The sequence below is a fragment of the uncultured Citricoccus sp. genome (genome assembly GCF_937871995.1).
GTDB lineage: Bacteria > Actinomycetota > Actinomycetes > Actinomycetales > Micrococcaceae > Citricoccus.
Genome location: NZ_CALMQR010000075.1, coordinates 22,832 through 34,276 on the forward strand (window position 1 = coordinate 22,832; position 11,445 = coordinate 34,276).

Here is an 11,445-nt window from a genome sequence, read left to right on the forward strand (position 1 = left end):
GACTGGGTGGCCGGGACAGGCCGGTGGACGGTCGCAGGGCATCGCGTGCGATGCCGTGAGGAACGTCCGGGCACCACAGGGCAGGATGGTGGGTAACGCCCACTCGGGGTAACCCGCAGGACAGTGCCACAGAAAGCAGACCGCCCGCACGGTGGGTGCGTGCATCCACCGGCGCGGGTAAGGGTGAAAGGGTGGTGTAAGAGACCACCAGCGGTCCGGGTGACCGGGCCGGCTCGGTAAACCCCATCCGGTGCAAGGCCGAACAGGATGCGCTCGCAGGGCTGCCCGCCCGAGCATCCGGGTTGGCCGCTCGAGCCCGTCGGCAACGGCGGGCCTAGATGGATGGCCGTCACCGTGGTCCGGGCAACCGGTCACGGCACAGAACCCGGCGTACAACCGGCCTGTCCCACCCCCGGCGAGGGCCGGCGTCGTTCCCGAGAAGGGGAGACGACGCCGGCCCTCGCCGCTGTCTGGTACTGCTACCGGTCCTCCCGCTCCTGCCGGTGTCCGGGGTGGGCGGCATCGGCCGGGGACGGATCCTCCTGGGGGCCCGGATCCTCCGGGGCCGGGACCGGGGCGTCCAGGCGGTCGGGCACGCCGTCGTGGTCGGCATCCCGGGGCCGCGCCGCCTGGATGGCGATGGCCTCCGTCACGAGGCCGAACCCGCTGTCCGGGTGCTTCTCCACGGCGATGGAGACCGAGTCCTCGAGGACCTGGCGGGCGATCCTGTCCTGCAGCATCAACGGATCCCGGCGCAGGTCCTTCCAGATCGCCACGCACAGCAGCAGCATGACCAGGACGAACGGCAGCGCCGAGACGATCGTGATGTTCTTGATGCCGTTGAGTGCCTCGGCGGGCTCATCGCCGCCGGCCAGCAGCATGGCCGCGGCCGCGCCCCCGACGGCCAGTCCCCAGAAGATGATCACCTTGCGGGAGGGGTCCGTGGTGCCCCGCTCGCTCAGGGTGCCCATGACGATCGAGGCCGAGTCGGCGCCGGTGACGAAGAAGATGGCGATCAGGAGCACCGTGATGCCGGTGACGATGAGCGTGAGCACCTGGTTCATCGGCAGGGCGCCGAGCATGTCGAACAGGATCAGGTCGAAGTTGATGTCCGGCGCCCCGTCCACGATCGACGCGAGCTGGGCGCCCGTGTCCCCGGCCTGCTCGGCGCGCTCCTGGATGCCGATCGCGCCACCGCCGAAGATGGTGAACCACACCAGGGAGACCGCCGAGGGAACCAGCAGTACGCCCACCACGAACTGGCGGATGGTGCGGCCTCGGGAGATGCGGGCGATGAACATCCCGACGAACGGGGTCCACGACACCCACCAGGCCCAGTAGAAGATGGTCCAGGTGCCCAGCCACTCCTGCATCGTCTGGTCACCGGAGCCGGTGCGGGAGGCCATCACCGGCAGGTCGTTGATGAAGCTGCCCACGGCGTTGGGGAGGATGTTGAGCACGAACAGCGTGGGTCCCAGTATGAAGACCAGCACCGCCAGGAGCAGGGCCAGCACCATGTTGATGTTGGACAGCCACTGGATGCCGCGGGCGATCCCGGACACGGCGGAGGCCACGAAGGCCAGGGTGAGGATCCCGATGACCATCACGAGGATCGCCGTGGTGGCCTGTTCGATGACCCCGGCGGACTGGAGACCGCCGCCGATCTGCATGGCTCCCAGGCCCAGGGAGCAGGCGGAACCGAACAGCGTGGCCAGGATGGCCAGGATGTTGATGACCCTCCCGCCCCAGCCGTTGACCGCCTTCTCCCCGAACAGCGGGGTGAACATGGAGGAGAACAGCTGGCTGCGGCCCAGCCGGAAGGTGCCGTAGGCGATCCCGAGGCCGACCACGGCGTACATGGCCCACGGGTAGATCGTCCAGTGGAACAGCGTGGTGCCCATGGCGACCCCGGCGGCCTCGGGGGTCTGGCCCTCCACGGTCCCCGGGGGCGGTGCCATGTAGAAGTACAACGGTTCACCCACGCCGTAGAACACCAGGCCGATGCCCATGCCGGTGGCGAACATCATGGAGATCCAGGAGACCGTCCTGAACTCCGGCTTCTCCTCGTCCTGGCCGAGGTTGATGCGCCCGAAGCGGCTGAACGCCACCACGATCACGAAGACCGCGAACACCGTGGCGGCGATGACGAAGAGCCAGCCGGTGTGGGTGATGGTCCAGCTCAGGGCGTCGGCGGAGAAGGCCCCGAGGGAGTCCGATCCGATGAATCCCCACAGCACCATGGCCAGGGCGACGGCGCCCGCGATGCCGAAGACCCAGGGATCGATCCCCGTGGCACGGTCGGTGCGGCGCGGGGGCCGCTTGCGTCTTTCCCTCAGTTCGTTGACCAGGTCTGCCGTCGACTGTGTCTCATGGCTCATGTGGCGTCTCCGGGGCCCGTCGGCCCCGGCCCTCCTCTCGAGAGTGATGCACGCGTGGCGCGACGTGTGGAAGGTCCGCGTGTCACGGATGATGCGATTGACTGCACCCTATCCCGTGACCAGTCCGCGGGTCAGTGGCGCGGTCCTGCGAATATGGACCGTGTCCACCGGCCCCGCCGTGACCGGCCCGGAACCGGTCACCGGGCCGCAGTGGCCCACGCCACAGGGTGGGCGCGCCCACCACATGGCTACATGCGGAACCGGGGTGGTGCGGAAACACTAGACTGGGTCCGGCCGTATACCGACCGGGTACGGCAGGCCGGACGGGCCGTGACCGTCTCCACTACCGGGTGCCCACCGGCGCCCGTGCAGCGACAGCGCAGTCGCCCCCTGGAGGCAGGGGCTTGAGGGAAGGACCTACCGTGGCAGAAGAGACCACCGGAATCGCGCAGGACCAGCGCGCCGCCTGGAACAACCGGGAGGAACTGGCCGAGAAGATGGTTCCGCTGATCGGCACGTTGTACCGGGACCACAACGTGATCACCAGCATCTACGGCCGCCAGCTCGTCCACAAGGGCGTCATCGACATCATCAAGGCGCACCGCTACGCCCGGCAGATCGACGAGTCCGTCCTGCCCGTCGAGGACACCTTCCCGATCGTCGAGGCCATGGCGGGGATGAACCTCGGCGCGGCCTCCGTGGACCTGGCCAAGCTGGCCAACAAGTACAAGGAGACCGGGGGAGACCTGCAGTCCTTCCTGGACACCGAGCTGGCTGAGGTCGCCGGCAAGGGCGGCGGGGGCCTGCACGAGCCCACCGACGTGGTCCTCTACGGCTTCGGCCGGATCGGCCGCCTGCTGGCCCGCATCATCCTCTCCCACGAGGGCGGCGGCTCCTCGCTGCGCCTGCGCGCCATCGTGGTGCGGAAGAACTCCGACAACGACCTGGTCAAGCGGGCCTCCCTGCTGCGCCGCGACTCGATCCACGGCCCCTTCGAGGGCACCATCACCGTGGACGAGGAGAACAACACCATCACCGCCAACGGCACCGTGATCCAGGTGATCTACTCCAACGACCCGGCCAGCATCGACTACACCGCGTTCGGCATCAAGGACGCGGTCGTGGTGGACAACACCGGACGCTGGCGTGACGAGGAGGGCCTCGGCCAGCACCTGAAGTCCAAGGGCGTCGCCAAGGTCCTGCTCACCGCACCGGGCAAGGGCGATATCAAGAACATCGTCTTCGGCGTCAACACGGACGACATCACCGAGCAGGACACCATCCTCTCGGCCGCCTCCTGCACCACCAACGGCATCACGCCGGTGCTCAAGATCATCAACGACGAGTACGGCATCGACCACGGCCACGTGGAGACCGTGCACGCCTACACCAACGACCAGAACCTCACGGACAACTTCCACAAGGGTTCGCGTCGCGGCCGCGCGGCGGGCCTGAACATGGTGCTCACCGAGACCGGTGCCGCCAAGGCCGTGGCCAAGGCCCTGCCCGAGCTCAAGGGCAAGCTCTCCGGCAACGCCATCCGCGTGCCCACCCCGAACGTCTCCATGGCCATCCTGAACCTGGAACTGGAGAAGGAGACGTCCGTCGAGGAGCTCAACGCGCACCTGCGCAACGAGTCCCTGACCGGTGCGCTGCGCGCCCAGATGGACTACATCCACTCCCCGGAGGTCGTCTCCTCGGACTTCGTCGGCTCCAACCGCGCCGGCATCGTCGACGGCCTGGCCACCATCGTCAACGACGGCAAGAACGCCATCGTCTACGTCTGGTACGACAACGAGTTCGGCTACTCCTGCCAGGTCGTCCGGGTCATCGAGAAGATGGCCGGCGACGCGGTGCCGGTCCTGCCCAGGGACTGACCACGGCCTGACCCGACCCGACGGCGGTCGGTCGTCTCCCGGCACGAGGGAGGCGACCGGCCGCCGTCGTGCCGTCCGGGGCCGTCAGTAGACGAAGATGCGCAGCGCGTCCGGGTTGTGGGCGTGCACGATCGCCAGGAACACGACGACGTCGAAGAGCAGGTGGACCACCACCACGTAGGTCAGGTTGCGGGTGCGGTTGAAGATCCATCCCTGCAGCAGCGCGAACGGGACGGTCAGCAGCGGACCCCACGACCGGTAGCCCAGTTCCCACAGGAACGACACGAAGACCATCGCCTGCAGGACGTTCGCCGTCCACAGCCCGAAGTGCCGGCGGAGCAGGGCGAAGCAGGTGCAGATGAAGAACAGCTCGTCCCACAGGCCGACGAAGTTCACGCCCACGAAGAACCGGGCCAGCTCGGAGGGCTCCTGCACGTGCGGCCAGTTCTGGTAGCTGCCGGAGTGGATGAAGTAGGCCGGCAGGATCGCCCAGCCCAGGACCGGCACCGCGATCACGTAGGACCACTGCACCCTGGTCCACGGGGTGCCGGTGCGCCACGGGAAGACGATCACGCGGCGGCGGAGCCAGAACCGGTCCAGCAGCAGCGGCACGGCCACGGCGGCGGTGAGCACCGCGCCGAGGAGGAAGAACCGGTCCCAGCGCAGGTCGGCCTCCACCGAGGTGGTGCTGACGATGGCGATGCCCGCCCCGATGAGGGTCAGGTCCCGCCCGAGCCCGGCGTCCACCCGCCAGGCGAGCAGGACGCTGAGCACGAGCAGGGCATGGCCCCAACCGGGGAGCAGGAACGCGAAGAGCACCACCGCGGAGGCACAGACACCGGCGGCCGCGGCCAGTCCCCACGGCGAGGCGCGGGTGCGGTCGACGAAGGCGGGCTCTGCGGAGGGCATGCAGCCGAGACTACGGCGTCTGCTGGTCGTCCTCGGTGACGTCGTCGTGGCCGAAGGGGTCGCGGTCGGTGCCCGGCAGCCAGGTGTTCCCGGGGACGGTCCAGCCCTCGCGACGCAGGCTCTTCTTCCACCGGCGGGTCCACTTGCCGTTGAGCCGGTTGATGTAGAGGTACCCGTCGAGGTGGTCGTACTCGTGCTGCATGACGCGGGCGAACCAGCCGGTGGCCTCGAAGTCGATCTCGTGGCCGTCCACGTCCTGGCCGGTGAGGCGGACATGGTCGGACCGCTTGAGCGGGAAGCTGTAGCCGGGGACGGACAGGCAGCCCTCGGACTCCTCGTCCGGGTCCGGGTCCTCCTGGGAGGTCCTCCCGATGCGCGTCAGGACCGGGTTGATCACGTGACCGCGCGGTGGCGCCTCACCGGAGTCCTCGAAGGTCCAGGTGAAGATGCGCAGTCCGACGCCGACCTGGGGAGCGGCGAGCCCCACGCCGCGTGCGGCGTCCTGGGTCTCGAACATGTCCTCGACGAGGGTCCTGATCTCCGCGTCGACCGCCGTGACCTCCGATGCCCGGCGGTGCAGGATCGGCTCGCCGTGGATGGTGATCGGACGGATGGTCATGGTGGCGGGGCTCCTTCTGGGACGAGAACGCAGTCCAGTCTATCCGCGTCCGGGGCCCCTCCGGTCCGTGTCCGGGCCGGGTCCGGCACCCGCCGGGACCGGCACCCGGTGTCAGTTGCCGATCGGCGGCGGGGCCACGTCCTGGCGCGGGGCCCGGGCCGACTCCTGCACGTGGCTCACCTCGACCTGTTCCTTCGGGATGGTGAGGATGATGGACACGAGCGCGACGCTGACCATGAAGACGTTGAACAGCAGGCCGATCGCCCCGCCGAACCGCAGGGCGACGTTGTCCTGGTTGCCGATGAACAGGCCCCAGGACTGGATGATGGCCGGATCCACCCCGCGCCCCGCCGCGTACAGCGTGGCGGAGATGGCCACTCCCATGGCGTTGCCCAGCGAGGAGGCCATCTTGTAGATGCCGCCGGCCGCGCCGCCCTCGCTGAGCGGCACGGACGCCATGGCGGTGTCCAGGGACGGGGTCGCGTAGAAGCCCAGGCCGATGCCGAACAGGGTGAACCCGATGACGGTCAGCACCACGTACTGCTCCAGCAGCAGGAAGGTCATGGAGCACATCAGGATGCCGGCCCCCGTGATGACGGCACCCCAGATCATCGGCTTGCGCGGGCCGAAGCGCTGCAGCAGCTTCTCACCCACGCGGATGGTCGCCAGGATGGCCGCCAGGTAGCCGATGGTCAGGGTCCCGGCCTGGAGCGCGGTCCAGCCGGAGGCCATCTGCACCAGTCCCAGCACCACGATCAGCGTGCCGGCCGCACTGTTGAGCAGGAAGTTGGACAGGACCGCCCCGGAGAAGGCCCGGTCCCGGAACAGCTGCAGGTTGATGAACGTCTGCTTCTGGCGCGTCTCGATCCGGAGGAAGGTGATGGCGGCGATCACCGTCAGCGCCACCAGGCCCAGTCCCACCGGGCTCGTCCAGCCGATGGTGGGGCCCTGGGAGATGTAGACGTTGATGGCCAGCAGGGCCACGATGAAGGTGATCATCCCGGACCAGTCGAAGCCCGCGTGCGTCCCGGGCTCGGCCCGGGACTCCGGCGTGCCGCGCACCAGCAGCAGGGCGGTGACGGCCACGATGATGGACAACCAGAAGATCGAGCGCCAGCCGAGGGCGGTGAACGCCATGAACCCCCCGAACAGCGAGCACAGCCCGGACCCGCCCCAGGTGCCGATCGAGAAGAAGGACATGGCCCGCTGCCGGTCCCTGCCGTCGTAATAGGTCTTCAGCAGCGCCAGGGCCGCCGGCATGATGCAGGCGGTGGACAGTCCCTGCAGGATCCGCCCGCCCAGGAGCAGGGACGCGGTGAGCGCGCCCAGGTCCACCGGCGTCAGGGCGATGGCCAGCGATCCCAGGATGCTCAGGTAGATGCCGGTGCGCAGCAGCCTCATCCGGCCGAGCCGGTCCGCCAGTTTCCCGGCGACCACGATGAAGATCCCGGAGAACAGGGAGGTGATGGACACCGCCAGGTTGGCCAGGGTGGGCGGGACCCCCAGCTCGTCCTGGATGCCCGGGATGACGTTGAGCAGCGTCTGCGCGAACAACCAGAAGGTGATGACCGACAGCACGATCCCCAGCAGGAAGCGGTCCGTGGGTTTCCAGACCGCCGCCGTCGATGCCGTTGTGGTGGACACGAGGACCTCCGTCGTCTCAGCGGACCCAGGACATCCCCGGTGTCCTCGCCCCGTGCGCCCCGTGCGCCGGGAGCCTCAGTTGCCGATCGGCGCCGGGGGCACGTCCTTGCGCTCCGCGCGCTCGGCGGCCCGCGCCTCGGCCTCCCGTTGTGCCTCGGTCGGCACGGTCAGGATGATCGAGGCGATGGCCACCACGACCATGAACACATTGAACAGCAGGCCGATCGCACCGCCGAAGCGCAACGCCACGTTGTCCTGGTTGCCGATGAAGAGGCCCCAGGACTGGATCATGGCCGGGTCCACGGCCTGGCCGGCGACGTAGAGCGCCGCGGAGATGGCCACGCCGATCGCGTTGCCCAGTGAGGACGCCATCTTGTAGATGCCCGAGGCCGCCCCGACCTGGTTGTCCGGCACGTTGGACAGGGCCGCGTCCGTGGAGGGGGTGGCGTAGAAGCCCAGGCCGATGCCGAACAGGGTGAACCCGATGACCGTCAGGACGATGTACTGCTCGATGAGCAGGAAGGTCATGGAGCACATCAGGATGCCGACGCCGGTGATCATGCTGCCCCAGAGCATCGGCTTGCGGGGGCCGAAGCGCTGCAGCAGTTTCTCGCCCACGCGGATGGTCGCCAGGATGGCCACCAGGTAGCCGATGGTCAGCAGGCCGGACTCCAGGGCGCTCATGCCGGCGGCGACCTGCACCAGGCCCAGGGCCACGATCAGCGTGCCGGCGGCGCCGTTGAGCAGGAAGTTCGAGAGCGTGGCGCCGGTGAAGGTGCCGTTCCTGAACAGGTTCAGGTCGATGAACGGGGCGCCCTGGTGCACCTCGATCTGCAGGAACACCAGTCCGGAGACGACGGCCGCCACGACCAGCGCGACGCCGGTGAGGCTCAGCCAGCCGATGTTCGGTCCCTGGGAGATGTAGACGTTGATGGCCACGAGCATGATGATGAACGCGATCAGCCCGCCCCAGTCGAAGCGCCGGTAACCGCCCTCGGGGGCCTGGGCCTTGGACTCCGGTGTGCCCCGCAGCAGCAGCAGTGAGGCGAAGGAGACGATGATCGACAGCACGAAGATCGAACGCCAGCCCAGCGCGGTGGTGGCCATGAAGCCGCCGAACAGGGAGCACAGCCCGGAGCCGCCCCAGGAGCCGATCGACCAGAACGACAGCGCTCGCTGGCGGTCCTTGCCCTCGTAGAACTGCTTGATCAGGGCCATCGAGGAGGGCATGATGCACGCCGCGGACAGTCCCTGGACCACGCGCCCGCCCAGCAGCAGGGCGGAGGTCAGGCCGCCGGCGTCCTCGGGGGTGAGCACGATCAGCAGGGAGCCGAGGATGCCCAGCCAGATGCCGACGAGCAGGATCCTGGTCCGGCCGATCCGGTCTGCCAGGCTGCCGGCCACGACGATGAAGATCCCGGAGAACAGGGAGGTGATGGACACCGCCAGGTTGGCGATGGTGGCCTCGATGCCCAGTGCGTCCCGGATGCCGGGGATGACGTTGAGCAGGGTCTGGGCGAACAGCCAGAACGTGACGACGGCCAGGACGATGCCCGTCAGCCAGCGGTCGTTCGGTGTCCAGGCCGTGGTGGCGGGTGTGGTGGACGTGACGGACATGCGAGATCTCCCTCGTCTGGAATGTCTCTGTGGTGTGAGGGCGCCGTTAGGCGGACCGGTCCTGTGGGGCCAGGTAGGCCAGGGCCGCGGCCGCCTGGGCGCGGGTGCCGATCGCCAGGGTCGGGTCGATGGCCGGGGCGAAGAAGGGTGAGTGGTTGGCGGGGATGTCCGAGGAGACGGTGCCGGCGTCCACGGCGGCACGGTACCTCTCGGGCGGCACGGAGCCCACGAACCAGTAGGCGTAGGGAATGCCGAAGGCGTCCGGGATGCGGCTGAAGTCCTCGGACGCGGTGTAGGGCTGGGTGTCGAACACGACGTCCGCCCCGAAGTGCCCGGTCAGTGCGGCGGTCACCGTGGCGTGGGTGCCGGCGTCGTTGGAGGTCAGCGGGAACTGGTCGTAGTACTCGAACTCGGGGTCCCGGGGTGAGCCGGCCGCGGCGCACTCACCGCGCACGATCCGTTCGATCGCGGCCATGATCTTCTCGCGCAGCGCGGTGTCGTAGGTGCGAAGGTTCAGCAGCAGCTCGCCGCGGTCCGGGATGATGTTGGACTTCGATCCCGCGTTGGAGGCACCCACGGTCACCACGGCGAACTGCCCGGGCTGGGTCTCGCGGGAGACGATGGTCTGCAGGCGCAGCACGATCGCGGCGCACAGGACCACCGGGTCCACGGCGTTGTGCGGCATGGATCCGTGGGCCCCGCGGCCGAACACGGTGATCCTGAGGGAGTCCCCGGCCGAGAGCACCGGCCCCGGGGCGGTGCCGATCGTCCCCGCCGCGAAGGGCATGACGTGCTGGGACAGCGCCACGTCCGGCCGGGGCAGCTTCTCCACCAGTCCGTCGTCCAGCATGGCCTGCGCACCGGCGGCGTTCTCCTCGGCCGGCTGGAACAGGGCGATGTAGGTGCCGGACCAGGCCTCGCGGTTCTCGCTGAGCAGGCGGAGCGCGCCGAGCAGGGCGACGATGTGCATGTCGTGTCCGCAGGCGTGCATGACCCCGTCCACCGTGGAGGCGTAGTCGAGTCCGGTGTCCTCGGTGACCGGCAGGGCGTCGATGTCGGCGCGGGACAGGACGGTGGGCCCGGTCCCGTTCTCCAGCACGCCCACGACGCCGGTCCCGCCGATCCGCTGTGCGGCCACTCCCAGCCCGGCCAGCTCGGACTCGATCCGCTCTGCGGTCCGGTGCTCCTGCAGGCTCAGCTCGGGGTGGCGGTGCAGGTCCCGGTACAGCTGCCGCTGCCACTCGAGTTGGCTCTCGAGGTCGTCCAGGAAGGAAAAGGCGGGCATCGTTGCTCCTCGGTCATCGCGGTCTGACTGCGCGGTGAGGAGGGTGAACCGACCCCTGACACCGGGAAGTCCGCTACGGGACCAACATAGGACTCCCCGCGAGTGTCCGTCCATGACGTGCGTCTCCGGTGGATGTCTCTTTCGTCTCACGAGGCTCTGCCCGCACCGGAGGGGGCCTGTGGCCGTGGATCGGCGGCGAGCGGCGCCGGGCGATGCCCGGGGGAGGGACAGAAGGCCCGGTGTGGAGGAATCCTCCGCACCGGGCCTTCACTGGGGTGAGTAACGGGGCTTGAACCCGCGACCTTCTGGACCACAACCAGACGCTCTACCAGCTGAGCTATACCCACCATGCCTGGCCGGTGGAACCGACCGGGACAGCGCGTTCCATAATACACGCTTTCCGGGGTGCTGTGCGCACCGGTGGATCAGGACTGGACCGTGTCCAGTCCGGCGGCGATCTTCTGGGCCGTCCTGGAGTCCGGACCCGGGGCCGGGACCATGATGGCGGACCGGTAGTAGCGCAGCTCGTTGATGGAGTCCACGATGTCCCCGAGGGCGCGGTGACCGCCGGTCTTGGCCGGTGCCTGGAAGTAGGCCTTGGGGTACCAGCGGCGGGCGAGTTCCTTGATCGTGGACACGTCCACGATCCGGTAGTGCAGGTGGTCCGTGATCGCCGGCAGGTCGCGCGTGAGGAACAGCTTGTCCTGGCCCACCGAGTTCCCGGCCAGCACCGCCTTGCCCGGGTCCGGGCAGTGCTCGGTGATGTACGCCAGGCACGCCTCGGACGCCTCGGCGAGGGAGACGCCGCCGGGAAGCTGCTCGAGCAGTCCGGAGGAGGTGTGCATGTCCCGCACGAACGGGACCATCTGGTCCAGGGCCTCCTGCGGGGGCCGGATGACGATGTCCACGCCCTCGCCGAGCACGTTGAGCTCGGGGTCGGTCACCAGGACGGCGATCTCCACCAGGGCGTCCGCCACCGGGTCCAGTCCGGTCATCTCACAATCGATCCACACGAGGTTCTCTGCTGTCGCTGCCACGCGTCCCACAGTAGCCCCACGGCCGGTGGTAGTTTGTGGAGGGCCCTGCAGACGGCCCGCCCAGCACGGAAGGACGCCG

At 68.8% G+C, this 11,445-nt stretch carries 8 protein-coding genes, 1 tRNA gene and 1 other RNA gene; 2 read left to right on the forward strand and 8 right to left on the reverse strand.

Features of this window, described 5'->3' with window-relative positions; all coding sequences use genetic code 11:
* Positions 1-15: 15 nt before the first annotated feature.
* An RNA gene (gene rnpB, locus Q0283_RS09135) (RNase P RNA component class A) lies at positions 16-409 on the forward strand.
* Positions 410-479: 70 nt separating this feature from the next.
* On the opposite strand, the gene Q0283_RS09140 is transcribed toward rnpB, so the two are convergent.
* The gene (locus Q0283_RS09140; protein WP_298044301.1) at positions 480-2,378 is read right to left on the reverse strand and encodes a BCCT family transporter; all 1,899 of its coding nucleotides are present in this window, start codon (positions 2,376-2,378) and stop codon (positions 480-482) included.
* Positions 2,379-2,800: 422 nt separating this feature from the next.
* On the opposite strand from Q0283_RS09140, the gene Q0283_RS09145 reads away from it, so the two are divergent.
* A complete protein-coding gene (locus Q0283_RS09145; RefSeq protein WP_183524931.1) occupies positions 2,801-4,255 on the forward strand; it encodes a glyceraldehyde-3-phosphate dehydrogenase in 1,455 nt (484 codons plus the stop codon).
* A gap of 84 nt (positions 4,256-4,339) precedes the next feature.
* Here the strand turns inward: Q0283_RS09145 and Q0283_RS09150 are convergent, their stop codons facing one another.
* The 7 genes from Q0283_RS09150 to orn all read right to left on the reverse strand — a co-directional run bounded on the left by Q0283_RS09150 (position 4,340) and on the right by orn (position 11,366).
* Positions 4,340-5,164, reverse strand: a complete 825-nt coding sequence (locus tag Q0283_RS09150) for a CPBP family intramembrane glutamic endopeptidase (RefSeq protein ID WP_183524934.1) — start codon at positions 5,162-5,164, stop codon at positions 4,340-4,342.
* Between the two features lie 10 nt (positions 5,165-5,174).
* A complete protein-coding gene (def, locus tag Q0283_RS09155; RefSeq protein ID WP_183524937.1) occupies positions 5,175-5,783 on the reverse strand; it encodes a peptide deformylase in 609 nt (202 codons plus the stop codon).
* Between the two features lie 111 nt (positions 5,784-5,894).
* Entirely contained in the window at positions 5,895-7,427 is a 1,533-nt protein-coding gene (locus Q0283_RS09160) for an MFS transporter (RefSeq protein ID WP_183524940.1), read from the reverse strand.
* A gap of 75 nt (positions 7,428-7,502) precedes the next feature.
* Positions 7,503-9,044: an MFS transporter gene (locus tag Q0283_RS09165; protein ID WP_183524943.1), complete on the reverse strand. Its 1,542-nt coding sequence runs from the start codon at positions 9,042-9,044 to the stop codon at positions 7,503-7,505.
* Between the two features lie 46 nt (positions 9,045-9,090).
* Positions 9,091-10,329 (reverse strand): amidohydrolase, encoded by a 1,239-nt coding sequence (locus Q0283_RS09170; protein WP_183524945.1) that lies wholly within the window; start codon positions 10,327-10,329, stop codon positions 9,091-9,093.
* A 271-nt stretch (positions 10,330-10,600) separates the two neighbouring features.
* Positions 10,601-10,676, reverse strand: a tRNA-His gene (locus tag Q0283_RS09175).
* Positions 10,677-10,754: 78 nt separating this feature from the next.
* On the reverse strand, positions 10,755-11,366 hold the full coding sequence (gene orn, locus Q0283_RS09180; protein WP_183525126.1) for an oligoribonuclease: 612 nt from the start codon (positions 11,364-11,366) through the stop codon (positions 10,755-10,757).
* Positions 11,367-11,445: the final 79 nt, after the last annotated feature.

Bases quoted from the DNA above. Each gene is read 5' to 3' on its own strand.
- Q0283_RS09140 (WP_298044301.1), bottom strand. From the start codon at position 2,378: ATGAGCCATGAGACACAGTCGACGGCAGACCTGGTCAACGAACTGAGG.
- Q0283_RS09170 (WP_183524945.1), bottom strand. From the start codon at position 10,329: ATGCCCGCCTTTTCCTTCCTGGACGACCTCGAGAGCCAACTCGAGTGG.
- Q0283_RS09150 (WP_183524934.1), bottom strand. From the start codon at position 5,164: ATGCCCTCCGCAGAGCCCGCCTTCGTCGACCGCACCCGCGCCTCGCCG.
- Q0283_RS09165 (WP_183524943.1), bottom strand. From the start codon at position 9,044: ATGTCCGTCACGTCCACCACACCCGCCACCACGGCCTGGACACCGAAC.
- def (WP_183524937.1), bottom strand. From the start codon at position 5,783: ATGACCATCCGTCCGATCACCATCCACGGCGAGCCGATCCTGCACCGC.